The organism is Stenotrophomonas sp. YJH_SMC_17 (genome assembly GCF_059371655.1).
In genome coordinates, this window is sequence record NZ_JCAFUU010000005.1 from 20,118 (window position 1) to 45,821 (window position 25,704).

A 25,704-nucleotide genomic window follows, 5' to 3' on the forward strand; every position below is an offset into this window, starting at 1 on the left:
GAAGGAATCGACCGGCTCATGTCCTCGCTCCCGTCCGTGGTGGATGGGGTGCGGCTTCCTGCCGGCCGTCTGGCCCGGCAACGCTGACCATGGAGAGGCGCATGCATCATCCCCCCGAGCTACGTTGGACCCTGCCGTTGCGGCCCCTGCGCGCATTCGCGGCGTGCCTGCTCGTCTCTCTTTCCGCTGCGGCCTGCAGCGCCGCCGATCCGGCCCCCTCGTCCTCCCAGCCTGCGCCTGCGCAGGCTGCCAAAGCGCCCCGACAGGATGTTGCCCCGATGCAGAACCCCTCTCCCGATGCCGCCGTCACCCCGCCCGACGCGCCGACCGTGATGTACTTCACCTACCAGGTGGACGGTGATGGCGCGACCTCCTACGAGGTCCAGAACGGCAGCGTGGCGACCTTCTGGTTCGGCCATACCTTCACCCTCGATGGCACCACGTACTACACCGGTTTCTCGTGGGATACCCGCGAGCATTACGGCACGCCGGGCGAACAGCAGCCGGCCGGCCCGGATGACCGCGCCAACCTCGCCGAGGCCACCTTCGTACTGGCCGGCAGCGACGCCAGGAAACCGTGGAAGTTCCGCGGCCAGGAATGGACCATCGGCGCCCTCGGTGCCTACGACAAAGCCGACGACGTCGATACCCGGCGCACGCCGCTTGAACATCGCACCGCCGATGGCCGCCTGCTGCTGGCCGTCCCTACCATCAGCTTCGACCGTGGCATCAGCAGCAGCGGCTACGCGCTGCTGCTGTTCAACCCCAAGCGCAGCGAAGACGACGTGGACAGCAAGGTCTGGCGCTATGTCGGCTCGGTGCGCACCGGCGAAGACAACAGCGCCGCCTGCGATGGAGGCAACGTGATGCCCTGCACCGACAGCGATGGCGAGCTGGCCTTCGTCGCCGATGGCAACGGCCTGCCGCGGCTGACCGTCACCTTCAAGGGAACCACCATCGACGCACCGGGCAAGACCCGTGCGCTGGGTGCCGGTGACGCCGTGCACTACACCTTCAACAGCGCGACCCAGCAGTACGTCGCGCCCTGATTGCCACCCGCACACGCGGGTTACCTGTTGACCGACATGTTCTTGACTCATGGATGAGTCCGGTTGGCGAATCGCGGCATCGGCCGCTCCATCAACCCCGAGGAAGACGTCATGGCACAGCATGACTACAGCAGAAAGGAAGTCCTGGACATCGTCGAGCAGGTCGCCCGGCACAAGGGCATTCCCGTCGATGATTTCATGCGCTTCGCGCACATCGAGACCGGCGGCACTTTCAATGAGCGCGCCCACAACATCTCGTCCGGCGCCAAGGGCCTGTTCCAGTTCGTGCCCGGTTCCGCGCGCCAGTATCACCTGACCGGCCACGAGTTCGACCCGACCCGCAATACCGAAGCGGCCGCGCAGATGTACCAGGACAACCTGGACTCGATGGCACGCCGCAACGAGCGCACCGGCAACCCGTACCTGTCCGGCGGGGCGGCGCCGACCGGTCTGGACCTGTACTTGGCCCACCAGCAGGGCAGCGCCGGCTATGGCTCGGTGCAGACCGCGATCGCCACTGGCACCTTTGGCGTGGTGCGCAACGGCCATGGCGAAGAGATCAACATGCGCCGCAACGTGCTCAACCAGATCGGTTCCGATGCCAGGGCGCTGACCGGCCACACCCTGGCCGAGATGCGCGGCATGAATGATGGCGACCTGGCGCGCACCTTCTCCAGCTACTACATCCACAAGTACGCGGCGATCAGCATTCCGGAGAAGAACATCGCGCCACAGACGGTGACGTCGGGCCAGGCCCAGACTCCGGCAGCGGCCAGCGCCGCCGTGGCGGCCGGTGCTGCCACGCTGGCGGCGACCGCAACCGCTGCAGCCGCGCCGAAGCCGGGCATCGAACTGCAGGCGGCCTACGAGGCCGGCGTGAAGTATGACCACGTCAAGTACGCCATCAATATTCCGGGCCACGCGCTGTACGTACCGGGCAAGACCGGCAAGAACGTGGAGCAGGGCTACATCGACTGTTCCGGTTGGGTCGGCACCCTGCAGAACCGCACCATGGACGAGATCAACCAGAAGGCCGGGCATGCAGTGTTCAGCAAGGCCGACCGCATCGACCTGGGCAACCTGGGTTCCGGTGGCATCGTACGCAAGGCGTTCGACCAGTCCGGCGTGCTGCTTGACCGCGACGCGATCCTGAAGCCCGATGCGCTGAAGGAAGGCATGATCATCGGCCTGGATACGGCCAGGACCCGCCACGAGCACTGGAACGGCATCGACCACATCGTGATGGTGGTGCGCGACCCCAACACCGACAAGCTGCTGATCAGCCAGTCCACCGGCAGCAAGGGCGTGCACACGATGCCGGTGGAGGACTACCTCAAGCAGGTGAAGGAGCACCCGAACTGGAAGCTGTACGCCTCCGATCCGCTGTCCAAGGCGCGCGACCTGCTGGAAAACCGCACCCAGTCGCACGAGCAGACCCAGGGCACGCCTGCGGCCGAGCACAAGGCCGCTGCCACGCCGCACGCCGAACTGTACAAGCAGGGCGCGCACAGCGAGGGCGTGCGCACGGTCCAGGAGCAGCTGGGCCACCTCGGCTACGTCGGTGCCGACGGCAAGCCGCTGGTCGAGGATGGCCGCTTCGGCCGCAACACCGACGCGGCGGTGCGCCAGCTGCAGAAGGACAACGGGCTGGTCGCCGACGGCATCGTCGGCGCGAAGACCCTGGAGGCGATCCGCGAAGCCCGCGAGCGCCCACTGCTGAACGACGAACGGCACCCGCGCAATCCGATGTACCTGCAGGCCACCGAAGGGCTGGAGCGGCTGCCGGCCGGTACCTTCAGGGATCGCCACGCGCTGGAAAGCGCCGCAGCGGCCCTGACCAAGGAGGCGCATGCCGCCGGCCTGCAGCGCATCGACTCGGTGGTGCCCAGCCCGAACGGCGAGCGCCTGTTCGCCGTGCAGGGCACGATAGGCGATCCCGCAGCCAGCCGCGTGGCGGTGGAAACGCGCGCCGCCAGCGAGCAGAGCCTGGCCGTCAGCAGTGGCGCGGTGCAGGGCGCCCCGAACGTGCTGCACCAGCCGCAGGATGCCCAGCAGGAGCAGGCCCGGCAGGCGCAGAAGGCCATGGGGGTCTGACCCCGCCAATGCCTTGGGAGACAAGGGACGGCCACGTCCGCGTGGCCTTTTCCCTATCTGCCAGCTGAGCGGCCGGGCCCGCTTTCAGCCTCGCTTCATGCCGCCTGCCGCTAGATGAATGCGCAAGCCGCCCGGTGGGCAAGGCAATGTTCCGGCAATGTTGGAACGTCAGCGTGGTCTCCACGGCAGCCGGGGCGCCCGCGCCCTCCCTGCCCAGCGTGGCATGCACCTCACAGGAGAACGAACATGCTCAGTACTTCCACACTCAGCTTCCGTGGTCTGGCAATGGCCCTGGCACTGGTGGCCGGTGTTGCCGTGGTCAGCGATGCCAGCGCGATGTCGAGGAAGGACAAGCGCACCCTGGTCGGCGCCGTGGTCGGCGGCGTGGCCGGCAACCTGCTCTCCAACGGCGACCCTGCAGCCACCGTCGGTGGCGCCGTGGCCGGTGGTGCGATCGGCAACCTGACCACGTCCGACCGTCGCGACCGCCGTTACTACGACAACCGCTACTACGACAACCGTTACGACCGCCGCTACGATCGTGGCTACTACCGCAGCGGATACTACGACCGTGGTGACAACCGTCGCTGGCAGCGCGAGCGCTACTACGACAACCGTTACTACAACGACCGCGGCCGCCATCGCGGCTGGTAAGCGGCGCGGCGCCATTGCCGATCCGGATGCACGGACGGGCGGGTCGATGACCCGCCCGTTTGCGTTGGCCGCGGGCATGGCGTTGAATGCGCAGCCTTGGATGTGACTTTTCCCACTCGGGCTGCGGCATGACCTCTTCCTCCCACCGCGTGCAGGGCCTCAACAACGACGAGGTCGCTGCCGACTGGCCACCGATCAGCGCGGCGGACATCGCGTGGCTGCGCCGGCGTTACCCGCAGCTGGGCGAGCACAGCCAACCGCGCTGGCACAGCCCCCGACCGCTGTCGGCCGCCGCCATCGTCGACGGCGTGGATGGGGAGGTATTCATCAAACGCCACCACCACAGCGTGCGCAGTGCGGCCTGCCTGGAAGAAGAACACCACTTCATCGCCCATCTCGCCGCAGAGGGCGTACCGGTGGTGGAGGTGCTGACGGCGACGGATGGATGCACTGCTGTCGAGCACGGCGAATGGACCTTTGAACTGCATGCCGTCGGCGTGGGCGAAGACGTCTACCGCGACGCCGTGTCGTGGTCGCTGCTGACCGACGTCGCACAGGCCCGCCAGGCCGGCCGCATGCTCGCGCGGCTGCACCGTGCCGCCGCCAGCTACCACGCGCCCCAGCGCAGTACTCATCTGCTGGTCGCGCGCGACGATCTGATCCGCGCCGACGATCCGATCGCGGCGATCAAGGCCGACCTGCCCGCACGGCCGGGGCTGTCCCGTTACCTCGCACGCATCCCTTGGGAAGCGCAGCTGCAGCGTGACGTGTTGCCGTGGCATGCCGGCCTGGCCACGCGCCTGCGCGACGAGCCGCGGCTGTGGGCCCACAACGACTGGCATGTGTCCAACCTGCTGTGGCGCGACGGGCAGATCAGCACCGTGCTGGATTTCGGCCTGGCCTCGCCCACCAGCGCACTGTTCGATCTTGCCACGGCAATCGAGCGCAACGCGGTGGCGTGGCTGGAACTGGAGCGCGGCAGGGATGCGGTGCGCATCGACATTGCGCTGGCGTTGCTTGATGGCTATCGCGAAGTGCTGCCGCTGTCGGGTGCGCGCGTGCATCTGCTGGCCGACCTGCTGCCGATGGTCCATTTCGACTTCGCGCTGTCCGAAGTGGAGTACTTCGAAGGCATCACTGGCTCCACCGCGAACGCGGACGTGGCCTGGCAGCCGTTCATGCTGGGGCATCCCGCGTGGTTCCACAGCGCGCCGGGGCAGGCCCTGCTGCAGGCCCTGCACGCCGCAGCGTGACCCGGTTGACGCACCGTCGGGGTCGCACCGTCGGGGTCAGATCCCTTTCCGCAGGAAAGGGATCTGACCCCGCAGCCTGAAGGGCACCGGCTCGCAAATCCGTACCATTTGTAGTGAAATGGTCACCTGAAGCGGGGGTGCCTGGATCTGCCAGGCTGAGAGAGTCCCTTGGAACCTGATCCGGTTTGCACCGGCGTAGGGAGCTTTGAGCCGCAGCCACACCCCCATCCTGGGCCGGTGCACCTGCGCGCCGTCGCTTCGTCTCCCTTGTTGTCCGAAGACGAACCGAATGAACCGCTGCCTGCGCCCCACCCTGCTCTCCCTCGCCCTCTGCACCGCGCTGCCGCTGCACGCCAGCGAGGCCGAGGCGTCCCCCGATGCGGCTGCCACCGGCGCCGAACGCTCGCCGACCGAGCTGGCAGCAGTGCGCGTGCAGGCCGGCAAACCGAAGGCCGATACCGCGCGCGTGAATGCCTTCGGTGGCGGCAGCTGGAAGGACACGCCGGCGTCGGTGAACGTGCTCGAGCGCGATTACCTCGATCGCCGCCAGGTGCGTTCGCTGTCCGAACTGGCCAGCAACGATGCCTCGCTCGGTGATGCGTATGCGCCGGTGGGTTACTACCAGAACATCGCCATCCGTGGCTTCGCACTGGACACCGCCACCGGCTACCGCTTCAACGGCCTGTCCATCGCCGGCGAACAGCGCCTGGCGCTGGAGAACGTGCAGTCGGTGGAGATCCTCAAGGGTGAAGCCGGCCTTGCCGCAGGCGTGATGGCGCCCGGCGGCATCATCAACTACATCGGCAAGCGCCCGGCCGAAGTGCGCACCGCCACGCTCGGCACCGATTCGGAGGGCTCGCGCTATGTCGCCGTCGATATCGGCCACTGGATCACCCCGCGCTTCGGTCTGCGCCTGAACGCCGCGTGGGATTCCAGCAACGCCTATGTCGAGCACGCCGATGGCCGCCGCAACTTCTACTCGCTGGCGGCCGACTGGCTGATCGGCGAGCGCGGCAAGCTGGAAGTGGATGCCAACTACCAGACCAGCGCGCAGCGTTCGGTGTCCGGCTACCAGCTGCTGGGCGCGCGTGACCTGCCGCGCGGCGTCGACCGCGAACTTCTGCTCGGCTACCAGCCATGGCAGCGTCCGGTGGACATCGCCAGCACCAACATCACCGCCCTGCACACCTACGATTTCAGCGACGCCTGGCAGTCGCGTGTCTCGGTCGGCCACAGCCGCTCGGTGATCGATGACAACGTCGCCTTCGCCTACGGCTGCTACTACGCCACGCAATGCGCCGATGGCAGCGTGCCGGGCAACTACTTCGCGCCCAACGGCGACTACGACATCTACGACTACCGCAGCCCGGATGACACCCGCCGCAACCAGCAGGCGCGTGCCGAACTGCGTGGCCGCTTCGAGACCGGCAGCGTCGGCCACCAGCTGACCGTCGGTGCCGACTACTTCCTTCGCACCGTGGACAAGCGCCCCAGCGTCAACGAGTACGTGGGCACCAGCAACATCCACGACGCACCGGTGCCGGTGTTCGAACCGTCGCCCAAGATGCCCGGCCCGTCCGCACGCCGCCTGGACAGCCGCCAGACCGCGTTCTTCGCGCTGGACCGGATGAGCTTCGGCGATGACTGGCAGTGGCTGGCCGGTGGCCGCTTCGTGCGCCTCGACGAGCGCGCCTACGACAAGCGTGGCGTCCCGCAGCGGCACAGCCGCCTTTCGCGCTTCCTGCCGCAGACTGCGGTGGTGTGGAAGGCCACCGACCAGCTCAATGCCTACGCCAGCTACGTGCGCGGCATTTCGCTGGGCCAGGAAGCACCGTTCTGGACCAGCAATGCCGACACCTTCCTGCCGTCGGTGCAGTCGCGGCAGCTGGAAGTGGGCGTGAAGTACGTGCCGGTCGAAGCGCTGACCCTGGGCGCGGCGGTGTTCCGCATTTCGCAGCCGTACCAGTACGCAAAGCCGGACAACAGCGACGTCGGCTACACCTTCGTCGAAGAAGGCACGCAGACCCACACCGGCCTGGAGCTGACCGCCAACGGCCAGCTGACGGACGCATTGCAGATCGTGGCCAGTGCCAGCGTGCTGCAGGCGCGCGCTCGCGATACCGGCACGCCCACCTATGAAGGCCATCAGCTGGTGAACGTGCCGAAGGTGCGGGCCAGTGTGCACGTGGCCTATGCGCTGCCGTTCGTGCAGGGCCTGGACGTGACCGGTGGCTGGCGCTATGCCGGTGCCAACGTGGCCCGCGCCGACGGCGGCGTGCGTGCACCGGACTACTCGGTGTTCGACGCCGGCCTGCGTTTCCAGCATCGCCTGCACGAGCGTGCGGTGACCTGGAACCTGTCGGTGGACAACGTGTTCAACCGCTTCTACTGGCGCGATACCGGCAGCAGCGGCGGTGACTACTACCTGTTCCCCGGCGCACCGCGACAGGCGCGCCTGTCGGTGACGTTCGCGCTGTGAGCGGCGTGATGCTGGAGTGGACCGCCGCGCTGTGCAGCATCCTCGGCGTCTGGCTGATGGCCCGGCGCCGGCTGGCGGCGTGGCCGGTGGGCCTGCTGTCGGTGACGCTGTACGGGCTGGTGTTCGCCGAGGCCAAGCTGTACTCGGACACCCTGCTGCAGGTCGCCTTCGGTGGCTTCCTTGTCTACGGCTGGCTCAACTGGCGCCAGCACGCCGCCGATGAGGGCAGCATCCGCATCGTGCCGCTGGCGCGCGGCACGCTGCTGCGCGACCTGGCCATCGGCCTGTGCGGTGGCGTGGCGCTGGGCGCTGGCATGCACACCTTCACCGATGCAGCGCTGCCGTGGCTGGACGCGATGCTGACCGCACTGAGCCTGGTCGGTCAGTGGTGGCAGGCGCGGCGGCATGTGGCGTGCTGGTGGGTGTGGATCGCGGTGGACGTGGTCTACGTGGGCGCGTACCTGTTCAAGTCGCTGCACGTGACTGCTGCGCTGTACGTGTTCTTCCTCGGGTTGGCCGTGTTCGGCCTGCGCGCGTGGAGCGCGGCCGCACGTGAACCGCAGGTGGCGCCGGTGCGTTGATGCGGATGGCCGGGCTGGGCGCCGGCAGTCGCCAACCTGGGTTGGCGCGCGCCTGCTGACCAAGGTCGGCATCTACCAGGCATATCCACGCATGGCGTGGATCTACTGGGTTAGCACAAGGCCCAACCGCAGCGGCTGGCGCATGTCCGCCGGCGGTGCGGCCTGCAACGGCGCCGCCTGCAGGGTCGCGCGCAGGTCCGCATCCACCTGGCGGTCACCCAGGCTGTCGAACTCCAGCTTCGAAATGCGACCGTCCGCCGCAATCCACAGGCTCACCGGTAGCGGCGCAGGTGTATCCGGGTGTGCCCGCAGCCACTCCACCACGCGCTGCGCCTGCGGGTCCTGCTCCTGCTGCAGGCGCTGCTGCAGCTGGCCCCCTACCGCAGCGGCATAGGCCATCCAGTGCGCAGGCGCTTCCTGTGCGGACACCGAGGCACTCCCCAGTGCCAATGCGCCGAACAACGCGGCCAACGGCCGCCACCAGCGCCGCACGTTGGTCCCGTTCCCAGTCATGGCCATCGCCTGCCTCCTGCACTCCCATCCAGCGCGCCATGGTCGGCGCCATAGATGACAGGCAGATGGCGGGCCGTGATGGCCCGGCGCGATCAATCGCCGAGGTCGGCCAGCACTTTGCGCGAGGGCGCGAAGAAGGTCACGCCGGTGGTGGCGGTGGAGAAATCGAGGATGCGGTCGTGCAGCGGCGCGGGATTGCCGATGAACATGCGCTCGAGCATCTTCTCGATCACCCACAGCCGGCGCGTGTAGCCGATGAAGTAGGTGCCGTACTCGCCGCAGCCCGGGTTGGCGAACGGCATGTTGTCACGCAGGATCTCGTGCTCGCCGTCGGCATCCTCGATGGTGCACAGCGTCTTGTGCGACTTCTGCGCATCGGCCGGCGCATCGTCCAGTTCGATGTTGTCGTGCTTGGTGCGGCCGATGATGGCTTCCTGCGCCTCGGTCTTCTGTGCGCGCCACGCATCAAGATTGTGCAGGTACTTCTGCACCACCACGTAGCTGCCGCCGGCGTGGTCCGGGTCCTCATCGCCCACGATGGTGGCTTCCGGCAGCGACAGCCCTTCCGGATTGGCGGTGCCATCGACGAAGTCGAGCAGGTCGCGGCCATCGAAGTAGCGGAAACCGGCGACATCATCGACCGTTTCCACCGCGTCACCAAAGGCCATCAGCAGGTTGCGCTCGAACGCCACGATCAGGTCCATGGTGCGTGCACGGATGTGGTACAGCAGGTCACCCGGCGTGGACACGGCGGTGTGGGTGGCGCCCTTGATCTCGCGGAACGGGTGCAGTTCGCGCGGCGGCGTGGTGCCGACCAGCGGCTGCCACACGCGATGACCAATGGCCACGTTGCAGGTGAAGGTCCGCTCGATCTCGCGGATGGCGGTGTTCTTGATCAGGTCGTCGGTGCTGGCGAGCACCTCGCGTGCCTTCGCGATCGAGGCCTCGTCATCCTTCACCTTCAGCACCAGGAACGCCGCCGAATGGGTGAGCGGCGCGGTGATCTGCTGTGGCTCGTTGTCGAGCGTGTGGTTGAGGGCGGTGATCGGTGCGGGCTGGGAGTTCACGGCGGTTCCTGCTGGCTTGAGGCGGGCGCATCGCGCGTGGCGATGTGCGGGCGATCATAGCGGAACCACCTGACCGGCGACGGAGCGGTTCTTGTTCCGTCCACCGTTAGAAGGCGCGAAGGTGTCAGCCCGCATCACTCCAGACTGCCAGTTCGTAGCCATCCAGATCGCGGAAATGGAAGCGGCGGCCTCCGGGAAACGCGAATACTGCCTGCACCACCTCGCCACCGGCGGCGAGCACGCGCTGCTGGGCATCGGCAAGGTCTGCGCAGTACAGGATCACCAACGGCCCCCCGTGTGCACGCACTGGTGCGTCAGACACAAAGCCGCCCTTCAGGCGACCATCGTCGAACTCGGTGTAGGCCGGCCCGTAGTCGGTGAAGTGCCAGCCGAACACCTCGCCGTAGAAGCGTTTGCTGCGCGCGATGTCAGCGACGTTGAATTCAATGTTGTCGATGCGGCGTTCGGCATCGTGGGGCGCGGCAGGATTCATGGCGTGGCTCCGTGGTGGGAGCTCCAGCTTCCATCAGCGCGGCATCGAGGTCTTGAACGAAACGGCCATCATTACCCCCATTCCAGGCGCAGTTCGCTGGCGGTCATGCCGGCCAGCTCGCGCGCCTCGCGGCTGAGATGGGCCTGGTCGGCATAGCCGGCCTCGGCAGCCAGCATCGCCAACGGATGCCGTGGCAACGCGCGACTCTGGCGCAGGAAACGTTGCAGGCGCAGGATCCGCTCCAGCGTCTTCGCCCCATAGCCGAACTGCGACTGGCTCAGGCGCCTCAGGCTGCGTGGGCTCAGGTTCAAGCGTGCCGGCAGCTCATCCAGCGTGGCATCACCTCGGGCAAGTGCCTGGAACAATGCATGCGCACGCTGCGCCGGGGTGTCGAGCGCGGCGGCTTCCATGTGCTGCTGCAGGCAGTGCGCCATCCGATGCAGGCGTTGTGCAGGCGCGGTATCGCCGATGGAGGCGGCAGCCTTCAGCGCCCACGTGCCTTTCAGATCCACCAGCGGCACGGCCTGGCCGATGATGTCGGCCAAGGGCAGGCCCAGCGCCGCCAGCGCCTGGCCAGGGCGGAAGCGCGCGCCGAGTACCTGCGCACCCGGTGCCAGCGCAGGATGCGCTGCAACGCGATCGGGGCCGACAACGAACAGCGCACCGTCGCGCCAGAGGATATCCACGCAACCATCAGGCAGCACGGTGATGTGCCCGTCGGCATCGGCAGGAAGCTGGCTCTGCCACAGCTGGCCAAAATGGCCACGCAGCGGCGCAGGCGCCGGATGCTCCTGGTAGGCCGTGCCGGTACCTGCGAGAGAGGAAGGGTCGCCCATGCCGCATTGTGGCGCCACACGACCCATAAAAGTGAAGCCCGGCGCGAGGCCGGGCTTCGGTTGGCGTGTGGGAGAGAGAGAGAGTCACACGCCAGCACAACACGCACTAACGACAGGCGTTTGTTACCAGGTGAAGCGCGGGCCCACGAACCACTCGCGGTCGCCGGCCTTGGCCAGCTTCACTTCGCCACTCAGGCCCCAGTTCTGGTTGAACTTGGCGGTGGCGCCCACGCGGCCGTAGAACTCGCCGTCCGGGTTGTAGCCGTGCTTCTTGCTGAAATCTTCGTAGCCGGCCATCACGTAGCCTTCCACGTACGGGTTGAACGCGGTGCGCACGCCCACTTCGGTGGAGTAGCCGTTGAAGTCCAGGCCACGCTTTTCGTCGTACTTCTGGTACGCAACACGGGCCACCAGGTCGGTGTTCGGTGCGATGCCGTAGTTGTAGCCGACACCCAGGCGCCACTGGTCGACGTCATTCTTGAAAATGTCGGTCTCCTGGGCGCTGTAGTCGCCAAAGACGTGGAAGTTCGGGTGCACCGCCACGGAACCCTTCACCTTCCAGCCATCGGCGTCGCCGCCCTTGGCATCGGTGTTCACGTAGCCGCCTTCAACGTAGTTGTACGACAGGCCATCGGTCGCCGATGCAGCGAACGGCAGAGCAGCCAGAAGACCCAGGGCGAGCAGCGAATTCTTGTTCATCGGGACACACCTTTAATTATTTTGGTTTCGTCAACCGCCTCCCGGGAGGGGGAGAGAGAGGAGGCGGTCGACAGGTGTGAATTATCCGTTAGGGGGTCTAATCGATCCTGAATATTGAACTGACTGGTATATAAATAAGGCTCCCGTTCAGGGAACTCCCTATCCCACCGCTAGCGATGGGCACACGGTTCAAGAAGATTGCATGAACTGCTGGACCAACGACCCGTGCAGACGATTGGATCAATTCTCCAAAGAGAGAGTCTTTGTCGTGGCATCTGGTGGCCTTCGCATCCTGGGCCATCACAGTGCGGTCGCCGCGAGGGAGGCCGATGGTGTTGATCACGCTCCACGACAGAGGAACCCGCAGTAATTCAAACCGGATCTGCAAGTGCTTGTCGACGCTGCTCGTCGAATCGCGGTCGCCTATGACGACTGCCGATATTTCACGTGGGTTGAGTAGACGCGCTGAAGATCAACAATCCGGCCATAGACGGCTTCTCGATGGTCAGCTGGATCGGCGACAATTGAACTCCAGGATGAAGCTCCCTGATGGAGCTGGGGAAGAACGCGGATGTTGCTGAGCAGGGATGAGGAGGTCATGGAGCTGGGCCTCACGCCGAAAGAGCGCAAAGGGCTGGATGTGGCCGTCGCTGACCTGCGGCGCGTACTGGGCCCGGTGGATGCATATCTGGCCAAGTACTCGTCCAGGAACGGGATGAACGGCCGCCGCACTGTGATATTTGGCACCAAGGTATCCGGCAGAGACGGGCGACCGTTGCTGTCGATGGGGCGCGTGGACGGACGCCACGTGTTGCGCTTCACCATCGGCAGCAAGGAAGACCGCAAGGTGCTTCAGGCAGTGGCCGGGTGTTCGTCCTGGAGGGAGGTGCTCGACCGTCTGGTGTTTCCATTGGAAGCGCTTGCTGAGGGAAGCACAACGTTCCAGGCGAAGATGGCCTACGTGGGCGAGAACCTGGAGAAGCACCACCGCGACGTCTACGATCGCCGTGCGTACGGGAAATCACGCATGCCCGCCGACTATCGCGCAGAGGAGACACCGGGCCCGCTTGCCAGCGTTCTGCTCGGTGAGATGGACAAGATTCGTAATCCAACCACCCGGCTGACGATGATGGAGGCTCGCCTGGGGCAGGGGACGTTCCGTCGTGAAATGCTGAGGTTGTGGGATCACCGCTGTGCGGTCACGGACTGCACTGTACGGGCCCTGATCCGAGCATCGCATGCCCAGCCATGGGCGCATGAAGTCACTGAGGACCAGTGGCTCCCGGGAGGCCAAGATCCAAGACTGGATCCGCACAACGGCCTGCCGCTGGTCGGCACTCTTGACCTGCTGTTCGACGCCGGACTGATGACCTTCGACGACGATGGTGATGCCATCTTTGCGGACAAGCAGGTCAGGAAGCAGTTGGCGGACGCCGGTCTGATTCCAGAGAACATCTGTCTGCGCAAAGCACCGGGAGATCGCCTGAAGCACTACCTGGCCATCCACCGCGGCAGGGTGTTCAAGGGCAAGCTGCCCCGCAGCCGGACACGCTGACATCCTTGGCGGATGCCAGAGCCTCACTTGATGATCAGCCACAGTGCACAGCTGACCATCGGCGTCATGGTGCCTGATTCATAAACCGAGGCCTCGCGCTGCCTTTCGATCAACGAGCGGTACCGTCCAACATGGCCAATAGCGCCAGATGGGTTCAAAGCCATCGCCATACTGCTGGTTGTGCGCCCCGCACTGCCGCAACGGTACTTAAGGCGGTGGGACGGCAACCTGCGCGCGGCGGCGGAAAAGCCCTCGCTATGACATCGGCTTCATACTCATGAATTGGCAGTCTTGAGTAAGCGCAAGGCGATCGGCCGCGCTGCATCAGCTCGTCCTATCCCGCTTGTTAAGGTTTATTGATGGGGGGCTTTCACAGCTCATCCACGTACTCAAATTCCAGCTGAAAGCGTTTGTCAGCAGCGGGAACAAACGCCGCTATATTCCAGCTTCCCCAGACGAAGGAGGGAGTGCAATGAACCTGAACCCGCAACACATGAAGACGGCCCGCGCACTTGCTGTAGCGCTCATCGCCACCGTCAGCCTTGGCGCCTGCGCCTCTTACAAGAACGAGTTTGCAACCATCAACTCGCGTCTCGATCAGCTCGACGTAAAGGTGCAGGGTGCTGCGCAGAGTGCGGAGTCCGCCAACCAGTCCGCACAGCAGGCCAACCAGCGCCTGGACCAGATCGAAGGTCGCGTGCAGCAGCTTGAAAGGGCGCCGGCCGGCCGCAAGCCGCGCGGGTAACCGCTCCCTCACTGATTGAGTTGATCCACCTCTGTATAGGGAACCAGTGGCCTTCGCCGGCCACTGGCGTCCTTCCAACCAAGAATGCATTGCAAGGAGCTGTCCCATTCGTACTTCCTCCTCCCCTGCACGCCGCGCCCTCCATGCCGCACTGGCCATGGCACTGGTCGTTGCATGCAGCGGCGTAGCCAACGCCAGGGACAAGGACGCACCTGCACCACCGGTGACCGCCGTTGATGAACTTCCGCCCGACCAGAGCGTGTCCGAAACGGTGATCGAGCTGGCCGGCTGGGTGGTCGCCAGCAAGGACAACCAGGGCTATCCGTTTGCGGTCATGGACAAGGCGGCGGCGCAGGTTCTGATCTTCAGCGGCGATGGCAAGCTGCGCGGCGCGGCACCGGCGCTGTTCGGTTCGGCCATCGGCGATCATTCCGCACCCGGCGTCGCCAAGCTCGCGCTGAGCGCGATTCCCGGCCACGACCGGACCACGCCGGCCGGCCGCTTCATCGGTGGCTACGGCCCGTCCGACGATGCCGGGCGCGTGCTGTGGGTGGACTACGATTCCGCCGTATCGATGCACCCGCTGCCGCCGGGCAGCCCAAAGGAAAAGCGCGCCGAGCGGTTGGCATCGCCCACGCCGGACGACAACCGCGTCACCCACGGTTGCATCAACGTCTCGCCCGCGTTCTATGCGCAGATCGTGCAGCCCATGTTCGAGAAGGGCGGCGTGTTCTACATCCTGCCGGACAAGGATTCGATCGCGAAGACCTTCCCGGAATTCGCGCAGAGCCGCGGCGATGCAAAGGACGAGGACGAAAAAGGCGCGCGGCGCTCAAGCAAGTAATGCGCCCATCCGCGGATCAGGAGTTCAGGAGGCCGCAGCTCCTGCGGCCCGCGCCAATGCCGCGGCGTGCGCGTCGCCCTTCCGCTCACTGTAGCGGTCCACCAGGTAGTCCGACCGGCCTCGCGTCAGCAGCGTGAACTTCACCAGTTCCTCCATCACGTCCACCACGCGGTCGTAGTACGGCGAGGGCTTCATTCGGCCGTCGTCATCGAATTCCTGCCAGGCCTTGGCCACCGATGACTGATTGGGGATGGTCAGCATGCGCATCCAACGTCCAAGTACGCGCAGCGTGTTGACCGTGTTGAACGACTGCGAGCCACCGCTCACCTGCATCACCGCCAGCGTCCTGCCCTGCGTGGGTCGCACGCTGCCATCTTCCAGCGGCAACCAGTCGATCTGGTTCTTGAACACGCCGGTGACCGTGCCATGCCGCTCGGGGCTGACCCAGACCTGGCCTTCCGACCACTGCGACCAGGCGCGCAGCCGCTGCACGTCGGGATGACTCGAATCCACGCTGTCCAGCATCGGCAGCGCATGCGGATCGAACACGCGGGTCTCGCACCCCAGGTGACGCAGCAGCCGTTCGGCTTCCAGCGCCAGCTTGCGGCTGAAGGATTGCGGCCGAAGCGATCCGTAAAGCAGCAGGATGCGGGGCGGCCCCAGATCTGCCGCAGCGAGCTGGTGATGATCGGGCGGGGGCAACGACGATTCCACCAGATTGGGCAGGTGGGCACTTGTAACGGGCTTATTCATTCGACTATTCTAGAAATATGGAAACGTTGAATGCAATCGCCGCTCTGACTGCCCTGGGTCACGCCACTCGCCTGGCCGCGTTCCGCCTGCTGGTGGAGGCCGGCCCGGCAGGCCGCATGGCGGGCGACATTGCCACGGCCCTGCAGGTGCCACCGGCCACGCTCAGCTTCCACCTGAAGGAGCTTGTGCAGGCCGGGCTGGTGCAGAGCGAAAACCGGGGCCGCCATGTCTGCTATCGGGCCAACTTCGATGCCATGAACGGCTTGATCGAGTACCTCACGCATAACTGCTGCGCGGGTTCACCCAGCGAGGAGTGCTCGTCCGTAGCACTTGCATGCAAGTGCTGAGACCGCACACGGCCTTCCCCATCGAAGCGATTGCCCCATGAACCGTTCTGTCCTCTTCCTCTGTACCGGCAACAGCGCCCGCAGCGTGCTGGCCGAAGCCACGCTGCGCGCCTGGGGCGGCGATCATTTCACCGCCTTCAGTGCCGGCAGCCAGCCCACCGGCCAGGTCAATCCGTTCGCGCTGGCGCAGCTGCAGGCCGAAGGGATGCCGATCGATGGCTTGCACAGCAAATCGTGGGATGTGTTCGTGGACGCGGCCCCGATGGACCTGGTGATCACCGTGTGCGACGCGGCAGCCGCCGAAGCCTGCCCGGTGGTGTTCGGTGACTTCATCCGAAGCCACTGGGGCCTGCCCGATCCGGCGGCCGTAGCGGGTAGCAATGCCGACAAGGCCGCGGCCTTCGCGCAGGCCCATGCCATCGTGAAGCTGCGCCTGCGTGCATTGCTCGCGCTGCCCGAATCGGTGTGGTCCGATCGCGAGGCGATGCAGCACGCACTGGACCGGATCGGCCAGTTGCTGCCGGCCGACGGCACCCCGTGACGGCGCCACTACCATGAGCCTGTTCGAGCGACACCTGACCCTGTGGGTTGTGCTGTGCATTGCGGCCGGCACCCTGCTGGGCCACGTGCTACCCGATGCCTTCGCGGTGCTTGCCTCCGCCGAAGTGGCCAAGGTCAACCTGCCGGTTGCGGTGCTGATCTGGCTGATGATCATCCCGATGCTGCTGAAGGTCGACTTCACTGCGATGCGCCAGTTGCAGCAGCACTGGAAGGGCATTGGCGTAACGCTGTTCATCAACTGGGCGGTCAAGCCATTCTCGATTGCGCTGCTGGGCTGGCTGTTCCTGCGCCATGCCTTCGCAGACTGGCTGCCGCCGGGGCAGATCGACAGCTATATCGCCGGGTTGATCCTGCTGGCAGCCGCGCCCTGCACCGCAATGGTGTTCGTGTGGAGCAACCTGTGCCGTGGCGATGCGAATTTCACCCTGAGCCAGGTGGCGTTGAACGACGCGATCATGGTGGTCGCCTACGCGCCGGTGGTTGCACTGCTGCTGGGCCTGTCAGCGGTCACCGTGCCGTGGGATACCCTGCTGCTGTCGGTGGGCCTCTACATCGTGGTGCCAGTGCTGGTGGCTGCGTTGCTGCGGCGCTGGATCCTGTTGCGTCGTGGCGAGGCGGCGCTGCAGCGGGTGCTTCGCCAACTGGCGCCCGTCTCGTTGAGTGCGCTGCTGCTCACGCTGGTGCTGCTGTTCGGCTTCCAGGGCCGACAGATCGTGGAGCAGCCACTGGTGATCGCACTGATTGCAGTGCCGATCCTGATCCAGGTCTATTTCACTTCCGGCCTGGCCTACCTGCTCAATCGTCGGCTGGGCGTAGCGCATTGCGTGGCCGGCCCGTCTGCGCTGATTGGTGCCAGCAATTTCTTCGAACTGGCTGTGGCGACAGCCGTGGGACTGTTCGGCGTGCATTCGGGGGCGGCGCTGGCCACTGTGGTGGGCGTGCTGATCGAAGTGCCGGTGATGCTGTCCGTGGTGCGGATCGTAAATCGCACTCAGGGCTGGTATGAGAGGCGCGGGGAGCGCTGACAGACCAGGCGCGCGGCCAGCGTGGTCCTGCAGTGTCGATGTCCGATCCGGCGGGTAATCCGTCTGCCGGCCATGGCGGGCGGAGCGTGGCGGCTGCCGTCTGTCCTGCACGGAGCTCTTGCCATGAGCACACCCGAATCCTCCCGCCTGCGGCGCTGCGGAGCGCGCCACATCACTCGCAGAGCGCGCTGTCTTCCTTCAACGCGGCATCCTGCAGTGGCTGGCGCTGTTCGATCTGCGCACGCTGTTCCGCCGTCGGCTCACCCAGCCACCACACACGGCAGCGCGCGGTGAGGCGGCCGACCATCTTCGCCTGCGTGGGTGAATACAGCATCGCCAACGCGGTGCCGGGGCAATCGTGGGCCTGGCAGGCGGTGTAGAACCACCACGGCTCGCCCTGCAGCACCACCAGCTCGCCAGGGCCGCTGGGTCCGCTCAACAGGCGCTTGCGCAACGACGGAATCTCCTTGTCGGTGGATTCGGCGTCCTGCGTGCCCTTCATCAGCGCCTCGAACGCGGCCAGCACCTTCGGGTCCTTGCGGCCGCAGTCGTCCACGGTGTTGCCGCCCACCAGGGTGAAGAAGTGGGTCGCCAGCGGATTGTCCGCGCAGGTGAATTCGCCGCCGGCACTCGGGTCTTCCGGTTCGCCTTCGTTGTCGCCGTCTTCGATGGACGGTTCCTTCTCGACCACGGTGGCCGTAGCGGCCGGTGCGTCGGTGGTCGGCGCTGGCGGCGCCGCAGGCGCGGTCCCGGTCGCCTTCTCCGGCGCCTGCCCGCAGGCTGCCAGCAATGCGACCATCGATGACATCGCGATCGTTCGAATCTTCATTCCCTGTCCTGTTCCTTCCATTCGGTACCCGGTGCGTACGCCCGTTACGCAGCCGCCGCAGACACGATTGTACGGATACAGGCCACGCGCGGCGGCGACCAGCAGGCCGCCGCCGCTGCATCCATCACGGTGGCAGCGTCTTCTGCACGCTGATCTGGATGCCCTGGTTGTCGCGGCTGCTGCTGTCCAGCTGGTTCTGGTACTCGGCGCGCAGCGTCCAGCCCTTCAGCGTCTGCAGGCCGATGCCAGCGCCCAGCAGCGTGTGGTTGCGCGACTGGCGGTCGAGCGTGGCGCGGTAGACCGGCCCGGACATCAGGTCCGCGTAGCGCATGAAGGCCTGGCTGGAGCCCTGCATGTCGTGGCCGAACTCGGCGCGCAGCTGCGGCGTCCACATGCCGTAGTCGCGCTTCACCAGCCACTGTGCCAGCACACCGGCGGTGGCGGTGCTGGTGGTGACCGTCTGCCGCTGGTAGTCGAGTGCGTACACGTCGTCGCCATGCTCGCGATAACCATCCAGCGTGGCGCGCGCCAGATCCAGCCGCCCATACGGGGTCAGCAGCAGGGCATCGCCGCGATGCTGGTAGCCGGTGGAGAACGAGGCGAACCACTGCGTACCGTCACGGCTGCCATAGGCGGTGTTGCCATTGTCGGTGATGAAGCGGCGCGCGTCGAACGTCAACCACTGGTAGCCCAGCAGGCCATCCACATAGAACCCACCTTCGGGATGGAAGCTGCCGTAGCCGGCGATGCTGTAGCCATCCACTGTGCTGCGGCTGCCGTTGCGCCCGATATCCGACGCGTCATGGCCATACCCAAGGCCGGCACCCAGGGTCAGCGAGGGGCCGATCTGGCGGTCGGCACCCAGGCTGACGCCGGAGGTGGTGAAGTCGATACCGTTGCTGCCGGCACCCGGCTTGAGCGTGCCGAAGTTCACCGCGCCGCCCGTCCAGAAGGCGAATCCATCGCTCGCGCCAGCGGCAGGCGCAACCTCGCCCTGCAGCGCAGGTTCTTCGATCATCGACAGCCCCTCAGCGCTGGCGCCGATGCCCTTGCGCAGCAGATCGTCCTGCTGCGTACGGCGCTGGCTGCTGGCCGAACTGAAAGTGATGCCGTTGCTGAAGCCGGCCGCAGCACCACCCGCACGCAGGCTTTCCAGGCGGCGCTGGAAGTTGTTGATCTGGCCGATGGCCATGCGCCGCGCACCTTCGGCCTGGGCTTCCAGCACGCCCAGCACTTCGGCATCACGCGAGGGATCGCTGCGTGGCTTGACCATCACATCAACCGTGCCCGGCGCCGAGGTCGCGTATGCGTTGCTCAGCGTATAGGTGATGCGCACCGCGCCACCGAACGTTGCCGCCGAGGTGAAGGCCAGCGTGTAGCCGGCACCGCTGGCGGTGATGGTGGCCGTGCCGGCGTCGGCCGGCGACACCGAAACCACGGCCGCGGCGGTGAACGGCCCACCGCGCGCGGTGGAGGTCAGGTCCACGTTGACCACACGCCCGGCAATGGCGGTGGCGGTGAGCGCGGGGGCCACCGGCCGTGGGTTGACCGTCACGCTGATCCGCGCCGGCGCCGAGGCGCCGAACGGATTGCTGAGCGTGTACTCGAAGTCCACCACGCCGGAGGCATCGGCATCGGCGCTGTAGACGATGCTGGCGCCCTGCACCACCGCCGTGCCGGACGACGGTGCACGACTGATCGCAACCGCCGTGAACGGGCCATTGATCGCCCCGGCCTCGGCCTGCACGGTCACCGACTGCCCGGCCAGCACCGTGGCGCTCTGCGCCGCTGCCACCGGCACCGCCAGCGGCGTGACGGTGACGCTGACCGTAGCCGGCGCGGAAGTGCCCCCCGGACCGGTGGCGGTGTAGGTGAAGCTGTCGTTGCCGAAGAAGTTGATGGCCGGCGTGTAGGCCACATCCAGCCCGTTCACCGTGGCGGTGCCGTGCGCCGGTGCCTGCGCGATGGCGATACTGGTGATCGGGCCGGTGTCGTTGGCGGTGACATTGATCGTGACCGGCGCATTGGCCGGCGTGGTGGCCGCATCGTTCACCACCACCGGTACCGGCTGGTTGATGCCCACGGTGAAGGACTGGCTGCCGCTGAATCCGAATGTGTCGGTGGCGGTCACGGTGAAGCTGAAGCTGCCCGCAGCGGTGGGCGTGCCGCTGAGCGCGCCGGCACTGCTGAGCGCGATACCCGGTGGCAAAGCGCCCGACGTCACGCTGTAGGTGAAGGTGCCGCTGCCACCACCAGCACTGAGCGTCTGGCTGTAGGGGGCAGCCACCTGCCCACCCGGCAGCGTGGTCTGCACGAACACGATGGCCGGCGCGTTCACGGTCACGGTGTAGGCCTGGCTGCCGGTGAAGCCGAAACCATCGGTGGCGCGCACGGTAAAGCTGTAGCTGCCGGTGGTGGTCGGCGTACCGCTGATCAGGCCGGCACTGCTCAGGGCAATGCCCGGCGGCAACGTGCCGGCGGTCTGGCTGTAGGTGTAGCCACCGTTGCCGCCGCTGGCGCTGAGCGTCTGGCTGTAGGCGATGCTGCCGGTTGCTGCGGGCAACGTGGTCGGGGTAATGGCGATGGTCGGTGCCGCCACGTTGAACGTGTATGCCTGGCTTCCGGTGAAGCCGACGCTGTCGGTGGCGGTGACGGTGAAGTTGAAGCTGCCGGTGGTGGTGGGGGTGCCGCTGAGGGTGCCGGCACTACTCAACGCAATGCCCGGTGGCAGTGCGCCCGCCGACAGGCTGAAGGTGTAGCTGCCGACACCGGCAGACGCCGTGAGGGCCTGGCTGTAGGCCACGCCGCCCGAGCCCGCTGGCAGTGTGCCCGGTGCCAGCGTGATGGCCGGTGCGTTGACCACCAGGGTGTAAGCACGGCTGCCGGTGAAACCGTTGCCGTCGGTGGCCTGCGCGGTGAAGTTGAAGCTGCCGGCCACGGTGGGTGTGCCCGACAGCAGGCCTGCACTGCTCAGCGTGATACCGCCCGGCAGCGCGCCAGCGGTCACGCTGAAGGTGTAGGTGCCATTGCCGCCGCTGGCGGTCAGCGTCTGCGAATAGGCCGCGCCACCGGTGGCCGCCGGCAGCGTGGTGGGATCGACCACGACGGTCGGTGCCGACACCGCCAGCGTGTAGGCGGTGGTCACCGAGAACGGTGCGCCGGTGCCGGTGGTGCTGTCGCTCGCTCTCACACTGAAGTTGAAGGTACCCGCCTGCGTGGGCGTGCCGCTGAGCACGCCGGCCGGCGAGAACGACAGTCCATTCGGCAGGGTGCCGGTGAGCTGGTAGCTGTAGCCCGGGTTGCCACCACTGGCGACGAAGCTGGTGCTGTACGGCGTACCCGCGGTGGTGCCTGCCACCGTGCTCGGCGCCAGTGACAGCACCGGCGCGCCGACCGCGCCGCTGTAGGCCTGGCTGCCGGTGAAGCCACCGCCGTCGGTGGCGGTCACGGTGAAGTTGTACGGGCCGGCCTGGGTGGGCGTACCGCTCAATTCACCTGTTGCAGCGTTGAGGCTGAGGCCGACCGGTACCTGCCCCGCGCTGATGGCGTAGGTGAAGATGGTCGGCTGGCCGGAGCTGGCGGTGATGATCTGGCTGTAGGCAACGCCCGCCGCCGGCTGCGGCAGGCTTGCCGGCGACACAGTGATGGTGGGCGCGGCGATGGACAGGACGTAGTTCTGGGTTCGCCTGAAGGGCGCGCCGGTACCGGTGGTGCTGTCGGTGACGCGCACCGAGAAGGTGAAAAGACCGGACACCGTCGGCGAGCCGGACAGCGTACCGGTGGGCGACAGGGTCACGCCGTTGGGCAATGCGCCGGCGCTGATATCGAAGGTATACGGCGCGGTGCCATTGCCCGCGCTGAAAGGCACGTTCAACGGTGCACCGGCCGTGCCGGAGAGGCTGCCCGCCGGCGGCGTCAGCGTCAGCGACGGCGCCGTCACGTTGAGGGTGTAGGGCTGGCTGCCGGTGTAGGGGCCGCTGCCGCCACTGCTGTCGGTGGCGGTGATCGTCAGCGGGAAGCTGCCCGCAGCCGTCGGCGTACCGCTGATCGCGCCGGCAGCGGACAGGGACACACCCGGCGGCAATGCACCCGCGGTAACCGCATAGGTGTAGGTGCCGCTGCCGCCGGTAGCGGTCAGGTTCTGGTTGTAGACGACGCCGGCACTCACCGTTGGCAGGGTGGGCGGGGTGATCGTGATCGTCGGTGCATTCACCGTCAGCAGCAGCGGGCCACTGGTGACGCTGACCGGTCCGCTACCACCACTGCTGTCGGTCACGGTGACCGTGAAGTTGAAGCTGCCGCCCGCGCTCGGCGAGCCGGACAGGGTGCCGTTGCTGGCCAGGGTGATGCCCAGCGGCAGACTGCCCGATGCAATCGTGTAGGTGTACGGCGCGACGCCTCCGCTGACGCTGGCCAGCGACTGGCTGTAGGCCACGCCGACCGTCGCCGCCGACGGGTTGGCCGGTGCATAGGTGAGCGTTGCGGCGGCAATGGTCAGCGTCAGCGTGCCACTGGTGGCGCTGAACGGACCGGTGCCGGTACTGCTGTCGGTCGCACGAACAGTGAAGTTGAAGGTGCCGTTGGCGCTGGCCGTGCCGGACAGCGTGCCGTTGCTGGCCAGGGTGATGCCCGGCGGCAGGCTGCCGCTGGTGATCATGTAGGTGTACGGCGCGGTGCCGCCGCTGGCACCGGCCAGCGACTGGCTGTAGGCCAGCCCGACCGTGCCCGCTGCAGGGCTGGACGGTGCGTAGCTGACGGTGGCCGGCGACACGGTGATCGTGACGGTGGCCGGTGCCGAGGTGCCGCCGGCGTTGGTGGCGGTGTAGGTGAAGCTGTCCGGACCGGAATAGCTGGCGGTGGGCGTGTAGGTGACGGTGGTGCCACTGGCGGTGGCCGTGCCGTGCGTGGCCTGGGTAGCGACCGCGACCGAGGTGGCCGTGCCGCCGGAGAGGCTCAGGGTGATCGGGTTGTTGCTGCTGCCATGGGCCACGGTGGCGCTGACCGCGCCGGCCACCGGCGGCACCACGTTCTGCACGTTGATCGACAGGTTGGCCGGCGCGAAGAACGGTGTAGGCGTGCTGCTGTCGGTGACGCGCACGGTGAAACTGGTCAGCCCCAACGCCGTGGGCATGCCACTGATGGTGCCGTTGCCGGCCAGTACCAGGCCCGGCGGCAGGCTGGTACCGGCGTCGAGGGAGTAGGTGTAGGGCCCATTGCCGCCGGTGGCCGCTAGCGCGAAGGTGTATGGCGAATTGATGACTGCCGGGGTCGGCGTGTTGGTGACGGTGATGGTCGGTGCTGCCACCGTGATCGAGTAGCTTGCCGTACCGGTGAGCGGCGTTCCCGCCGTGCTGTCGCTCGCAGTAACCGAGAACGCGAAGGTGCCCTGCGCGGTCGGCGTGCCGGACAGGCTGCCGCTGCTGCTCAGCGTCATGCCGTTCGGCAACGTGCCGGGGGGGACCGTGTAGGTATAGGGCGCGACGCCACCACTGGCGCTGAAGGAGGCACCGGCGTAGGGCGTGCCGACCGTCGCCGGGGGTACCGTGGCTGGCAGGATCGTGATCGGCGAGGCAGCGGCCTGGATGTGCACGGTAACCAGCACGTTGTTGGTGCCGGTACCGTCGTCGAAGGCGAAGGTGTCGGTGGTCGATCCGTTGCCACTGTGGGCATAGGAGATTCTCGAGGCGGCGTGGCTGGTGACGGTGGCCGTGCCATTGCTGGCCGGCGTCGTCACGCTGCCGATACCGAAGCCTGCAACGCCCTGGCAGCTGGACGCATCGATGGTGATGGTGCTGCCGGCGGCCATCGGCGCGCCTGCGCTGGCATTGACCGGCGTGAAGGTTGTACAGGCCGCGCGCGCGATATCAGGCAGGGCGAGCGAGATGCCCAGCAGCAGCATCGCCCCCAGGTGGCCCCAGAAACGGCGGACGAGCCCATAGCGCATCGCGTCGCGATGCATCGACTCTGCGTGCCACATGTTGTGCCCCCTGCATGCCCGCCTTCCCGACGGGCGCTGCGCCGTTTGGCGCGAGTGAGAAAACCGCCGTGGCTCCCGCACCGGCAACCGCGGTTCCTGACCTCCCCACCCTGCAGGCTCCCTGGCCCTGCCTGGCGGTCCTGCCCCCCTTCAATCCCTGCATCCCTTGGGCGGGCAGCGCGATATTCTTGCCCACAGATACCGGCACTTGTCAACACCAAGGATAATGCGCCAGAGTTACTTGCCGGCCGGGGGCTGAGTGCCGGCGCCTATCCCAGGGGGAATATCGTATGTCGGAACCCTTTCTCGGGCAGATAATGCCCGTGGCGTTCAACTTCGCGCCCAGGTACTTCGCATTCTGCAATGGCCAGGTGTTGCCCATCGCACAGAACCAGGCGCTCTTTTCGCTGCTGGGCACATCCTACGGCGGCAACGGCACCACCAATTTCCAGCTTCCGGACATGCGTGGCCGCACGCCAAGGGGATCCACCAACGGCAGCAACATGGGCGAACAAGGCGGCCTGGAGAACGTCACCCTGATTGCTGCGCAGATTCCCGAGCATACGCACGTTTTCGGCGGCACCACCGGTAACGGTACGACGCGCATTCCGCAGGGCAATGTGCTGCTTGGCAAAACCGGAACGCAGAATGTCTACGGCGCGTCCAGCGGCGCGCAGGTGCCCTTGAACGTGCTCGATGCCAGCGGCCAGACGCAGCCACATGCGAACCTGCAGCCGTACCTGGCCATCAACTTCTGCATCGCACTCCGGGGAATCTTCCCCTCGCGCAACTGACCGGAGTTTCTGCCATGTCACAACCCTTTGTTGGCGAGGTCCGTCTGTTCCCCTACAACTTCGCGCCGGTGGGCTGGTTCGACTGTGATGGCCGATTGCTGCCCATTTCAGAATACGAAGTGTTGTTCACCCTGCTCGGTACCACCTACGGCGGCGATGGTGTTTCCACCTTCGGCCTGCCGAATCTGTGTGGACGGGTACCCATCCACCAGGGCACCGGCGTCGGCCTCGGTACCTATGTCCTGGGCCAGGCAGCCGGCAGCGAATCGGTCACCCTGATCAACACGCAGCTGCCCGCGCATACCCACGCGTTCAATGCGGTGAACACCGCAGCCAGTTCGCCGGCGCCCGGGCCGACATTGCAGCTCGGCGCAGTCAGCGGCGACACGCTGTACACCGACAGCACCAGCGGCCTGGGCAGTGGCAACCTGGCGCCTGCATCGGTGAGCGCCGTTGGCGGCAACCAGCCACACGACAACACCATGCCCTCGCTGGTCGCCCGCTATTGCATCGCATGGGCCGGCGTCTTCCCGTCGCAAGGCTGACGATCATCGAC

22 protein-coding genes and 1 riboswitch are annotated in these 25,704 nt (G+C 66.6%); of the genes, 14 read left to right on the forward strand and 8 right to left on the reverse strand.

All coding sequences use genetic code 11. The annotated features are described in order from the left end of the window. Nucleotides 1-278 precede the first annotated feature (278 nt). The 6 genes from AC5P8Z_RS14540 to pnuC all read left to right on the forward strand — a co-directional run bounded on the left by AC5P8Z_RS14540 (nucleotide 279) and on the right by pnuC (nucleotide 8,110). Nucleotides 279-1,049 (forward strand): hypothetical protein, encoded by a 771-nt coding sequence (locus tag AC5P8Z_RS14540; RefSeq protein ID WP_295566054.1) that lies wholly within the window; start codon nucleotides 279-281, stop codon nucleotides 1,047-1,049. 111 nt (nucleotides 1,050-1,160) lie between these two features. After that, nucleotides 1,161-3,143: an XVIPCD domain-containing protein gene (locus tag AC5P8Z_RS14545; RefSeq protein WP_495229375.1), complete on the forward strand. Its 1,983-nt coding sequence runs from the start codon at nucleotides 1,161-1,163 to the stop codon at nucleotides 3,141-3,143. A gap of 246 nt (nucleotides 3,144-3,389) precedes the next feature. After that, a complete protein-coding gene (locus AC5P8Z_RS14550; protein ID WP_057502501.1) occupies nucleotides 3,390-3,797 on the forward strand; it encodes a glycine zipper 2TM domain-containing protein in 408 nt (135 codons plus the stop codon). A 128-nt stretch (nucleotides 3,798-3,925) separates the two neighbouring features. After that, nucleotides 3,926-5,050 carry a phosphotransferase enzyme family protein gene (locus tag AC5P8Z_RS14555; RefSeq protein ID WP_295566049.1) on the forward strand — a complete coding sequence of 375 codons (1,125 nt, stop codon included), beginning with the start codon at nucleotides 3,926-3,928 and terminating at the stop codon, nucleotides 5,048-5,050. Between the two features lie 123 nt (nucleotides 5,051-5,173). Then, nucleotides 5,174-5,269: riboswitch (TPP riboswitch) on the forward strand. Between the two features lie 70 nt (nucleotides 5,270-5,339). Further along, on the forward strand, nucleotides 5,340-7,529 hold the full coding sequence (locus AC5P8Z_RS14560; protein ID WP_495229376.1) for a TonB-dependent receptor: 2,190 nt from the start codon (nucleotides 5,340-5,342) through the stop codon (nucleotides 7,527-7,529). Nucleotides 7,530-7,537: 8 nt separating this feature from the next. After that, nucleotides 7,538-8,110, forward strand: a complete 573-nt coding sequence (gene pnuC, locus AC5P8Z_RS14565; RefSeq protein WP_495229377.1) for a nicotinamide riboside transporter PnuC — start codon at nucleotides 7,538-7,540, stop codon at nucleotides 8,108-8,110. A 102-nt stretch (nucleotides 8,111-8,212) separates the two neighbouring features. Here pnuC and AC5P8Z_RS14570 read toward each other — a convergent pair whose 3' ends face one another. The 5 genes from AC5P8Z_RS14570 to AC5P8Z_RS14590 form a co-directional block, all read right to left on the reverse strand. Beyond that, a complete protein-coding gene (locus tag AC5P8Z_RS14570) occupies nucleotides 8,213-8,629 on the reverse strand; it encodes a hypothetical protein (RefSeq protein WP_495229378.1) in 417 nt (138 codons plus the stop codon). A gap of 86 nt (nucleotides 8,630-8,715) precedes the next feature. Next, the gene (locus AC5P8Z_RS14575) at nucleotides 8,716-9,690 is read right to left on the reverse strand and encodes a Dyp-type peroxidase (RefSeq protein WP_495229379.1); all 975 of its coding nucleotides are present in this window, start codon (nucleotides 9,688-9,690) and stop codon (nucleotides 8,716-8,718) included. A 124-nt stretch (nucleotides 9,691-9,814) separates the two neighbouring features. Next, nucleotides 9,815-10,183 (reverse strand): VOC family protein, encoded by a 369-nt coding sequence (locus AC5P8Z_RS14580; protein WP_495229380.1) that lies wholly within the window; start codon nucleotides 10,181-10,183, stop codon nucleotides 9,815-9,817. Between the two features lie 71 nt (nucleotides 10,184-10,254). After that, nucleotides 10,255-11,019, reverse strand: coding sequence for a helix-turn-helix transcriptional regulator (locus AC5P8Z_RS14585; RefSeq protein WP_495229381.1), 765 nt, complete (start codon nucleotides 11,017-11,019; stop codon nucleotides 10,255-10,257). Nucleotides 11,020-11,142: 123 nt separating this feature from the next. Then, nucleotides 11,143-11,718 carry an OmpO family porin gene (locus AC5P8Z_RS14590; RefSeq protein WP_495229382.1) on the reverse strand — a complete coding sequence of 192 codons (576 nt, stop codon included), beginning with the start codon at nucleotides 11,716-11,718 and terminating at the stop codon, nucleotides 11,143-11,145. A 598-nt stretch (nucleotides 11,719-12,316) separates the two neighbouring features. Between AC5P8Z_RS14590 and AC5P8Z_RS14595 the strand changes: the two genes are divergently transcribed. From AC5P8Z_RS14595 to AC5P8Z_RS14605, 3 genes are all read left to right on the forward strand, one after another. Continuing rightward, nucleotides 12,317-13,273 carry an HNH endonuclease gene (locus AC5P8Z_RS14595; RefSeq protein WP_495229383.1) on the forward strand — a complete coding sequence of 319 codons (957 nt, stop codon included), beginning with the start codon at nucleotides 12,317-12,319 and terminating at the stop codon, nucleotides 13,271-13,273. A gap of 472 nt (nucleotides 13,274-13,745) precedes the next feature. After that, nucleotides 13,746-14,018, forward strand: coding sequence for a hypothetical protein (locus tag AC5P8Z_RS14600; RefSeq protein ID WP_010487149.1), 273 nt, complete (start codon nucleotides 13,746-13,748; stop codon nucleotides 14,016-14,018). A 157-nt stretch (nucleotides 14,019-14,175) separates the two neighbouring features. Then, nucleotides 14,176-14,862 (forward strand): L,D-transpeptidase family protein, encoded by a 687-nt coding sequence (locus tag AC5P8Z_RS14605; RefSeq protein ID WP_495229384.1) that lies wholly within the window; start codon nucleotides 14,176-14,178, stop codon nucleotides 14,860-14,862. A gap of 24 nt (nucleotides 14,863-14,886) precedes the next feature. On the opposite strand, the gene arsH is transcribed toward AC5P8Z_RS14605, so the two are convergent. After that, nucleotides 14,887-15,615, reverse strand: coding sequence for an arsenical resistance protein ArsH (gene arsH, locus AC5P8Z_RS14610; RefSeq protein ID WP_286070563.1), 729 nt, complete (start codon nucleotides 15,613-15,615; stop codon nucleotides 14,887-14,889). 17 nt (nucleotides 15,616-15,632) lie between these two features. Between arsH and AC5P8Z_RS14615 the strand changes: the two genes are divergently transcribed. Genes AC5P8Z_RS14615 through arsB form a run of 3 tightly spaced genes read left to right on the forward strand, consistent with a single transcriptional unit; the run spans nucleotide 15,633 to nucleotide 17,548 of the window. Next, nucleotides 15,633-15,962 carry an ArsR/SmtB family transcription factor gene (locus AC5P8Z_RS14615; protein WP_286070562.1) on the forward strand — a complete coding sequence of 110 codons (330 nt, stop codon included), beginning with the start codon at nucleotides 15,633-15,635 and terminating at the stop codon, nucleotides 15,960-15,962. 37 nt (nucleotides 15,963-15,999) lie between these two features. Continuing rightward, entirely contained in the window at nucleotides 16,000-16,503 is a 504-nt protein-coding gene (locus AC5P8Z_RS14620; protein WP_286070561.1) for an arsenate reductase ArsC, read from the forward strand. Between the two features lie 13 nt (nucleotides 16,504-16,516). Next, entirely contained in the window at nucleotides 16,517-17,548 is a 1,032-nt protein-coding gene (arsB, locus tag AC5P8Z_RS14625) for an ACR3 family arsenite efflux transporter (RefSeq protein ID WP_495229385.1), read from the forward strand. Between the two features lie 172 nt (nucleotides 17,549-17,720). Here arsB and AC5P8Z_RS14630 read toward each other — a convergent pair whose 3' ends face one another. After that, the gene (locus AC5P8Z_RS14630; RefSeq protein WP_495229386.1) at nucleotides 17,721-18,377 is read right to left on the reverse strand and encodes an Ivy family c-type lysozyme inhibitor; all 657 of its coding nucleotides are present in this window, start codon (nucleotides 18,375-18,377) and stop codon (nucleotides 17,721-17,723) included. 124 nt (nucleotides 18,378-18,501) lie between these two features. Beyond that, nucleotides 18,502-24,321, reverse strand: coding sequence for a putative Ig domain-containing protein (locus AC5P8Z_RS14635; protein WP_495229387.1), 5,820 nt, complete (start codon nucleotides 24,319-24,321; stop codon nucleotides 18,502-18,504). A 323-nt stretch (nucleotides 24,322-24,644) separates the two neighbouring features. On the opposite strand from AC5P8Z_RS14635, the gene AC5P8Z_RS14640 reads away from it, so the two are divergent. Continuing rightward, nucleotides 24,645-25,148, forward strand: a complete 504-nt coding sequence (locus AC5P8Z_RS14640) for a phage tail protein (protein WP_495229388.1) — start codon at nucleotides 24,645-24,647, stop codon at nucleotides 25,146-25,148. A 14-nt stretch (nucleotides 25,149-25,162) separates the two neighbouring features. Continuing rightward, nucleotides 25,163-25,693 (forward strand): phage tail protein, encoded by a 531-nt coding sequence (locus AC5P8Z_RS14645; RefSeq protein WP_180866402.1) that lies wholly within the window; start codon nucleotides 25,163-25,165, stop codon nucleotides 25,691-25,693. Nucleotides 25,694-25,704 lie beyond the last annotated feature (11 nt).

Coding starts and splice junctions, on each gene's coding strand:
- AC5P8Z_RS14615 (WP_286070562.1), top strand. CDS start 15,633: ATGGAAACGTTGAATGCAATCGCCGCTCTGACTGCCCTGGGTCACGCC.
- arsH (WP_286070563.1), bottom strand. CDS start 15,615: ATGAATAAGCCCGTTACAAGTGCCCACCTGCCCAATCTGGTGGAATCG.
- AC5P8Z_RS14605 (WP_495229384.1), top strand. CDS start 14,176: ATGGCACTGGTCGTTGCATGCAGCGGCGTAGCCAACGCCAGGGACAAG.
- AC5P8Z_RS14635 (WP_495229387.1), bottom strand. CDS start 24,321: ATGCGCTATGGGCTCGTCCGCCGTTTCTGGGGCCACCTGGGGGCGATG.
- AC5P8Z_RS14560 (WP_495229376.1), top strand. CDS start 5,340: ATGAACCGCTGCCTGCGCCCCACCCTGCTCTCCCTCGCCCTCTGCACC.
- AC5P8Z_RS14600 (WP_010487149.1), top strand. CDS start 13,746: ATGAACCTGAACCCGCAACACATGAAGACGGCCCGCGCACTTGCTGTA.
- AC5P8Z_RS14540 (WP_295566054.1), top strand. CDS start 279: ATGCAGAACCCCTCTCCCGATGCCGCCGTCACCCCGCCCGACGCGCCG.
- AC5P8Z_RS14585 (WP_495229381.1), bottom strand. CDS start 11,019: ATGGGCGACCCTTCCTCTCTCGCAGGTACCGGCACGGCCTACCAGGAG.
- AC5P8Z_RS14555 (WP_295566049.1), top strand. CDS start 3,926: ATGACCTCTTCCTCCCACCGCGTGCAGGGCCTCAACAACGACGAGGTC.
- AC5P8Z_RS14595 (WP_495229383.1), top strand. CDS start 12,317: ATGGAGCTGGGCCTCACGCCGAAAGAGCGCAAAGGGCTGGATGTGGCC.
- AC5P8Z_RS14580 (WP_495229380.1), bottom strand. CDS start 10,183: ATGAATCCTGCCGCGCCCCACGATGCCGAACGCCGCATCGACAACATT.
- AC5P8Z_RS14545 (WP_495229375.1), top strand. CDS start 1,161: ATGGCACAGCATGACTACAGCAGAAAGGAAGTCCTGGACATCGTCGAG.
- AC5P8Z_RS14630 (WP_495229386.1), bottom strand. CDS start 18,377: ATGAAGATTCGAACGATCGCGATGTCATCGATGGTCGCATTGCTGGCA.
- AC5P8Z_RS14645 (WP_180866402.1), top strand. CDS start 25,163: ATGTCACAACCCTTTGTTGGCGAGGTCCGTCTGTTCCCCTACAACTTC.
- AC5P8Z_RS14570 (WP_495229378.1), bottom strand. CDS start 8,629: ATGGCCATGACTGGGAACGGGACCAACGTGCGGCGCTGGTGGCGGCCG.
- arsB (WP_495229385.1), top strand. CDS start 16,517: ATGAGCCTGTTCGAGCGACACCTGACCCTGTGGGTTGTGCTGTGCATT.
- AC5P8Z_RS14640 (WP_495229388.1), top strand. CDS start 24,645: ATGTCGGAACCCTTTCTCGGGCAGATAATGCCCGTGGCGTTCAACTTC.
- AC5P8Z_RS14550 (WP_057502501.1), top strand. CDS start 3,390: ATGCTCAGTACTTCCACACTCAGCTTCCGTGGTCTGGCAATGGCCCTG.
- AC5P8Z_RS14590 (WP_495229382.1), bottom strand. CDS start 11,718: ATGAACAAGAATTCGCTGCTCGCCCTGGGTCTTCTGGCTGCTCTGCCG.
- AC5P8Z_RS14620 (WP_286070561.1), top strand. CDS start 16,000: ATGAACCGTTCTGTCCTCTTCCTCTGTACCGGCAACAGCGCCCGCAGC.
- pnuC (WP_495229377.1), top strand. CDS start 7,538: ATGCTGGAGTGGACCGCCGCGCTGTGCAGCATCCTCGGCGTCTGGCTG.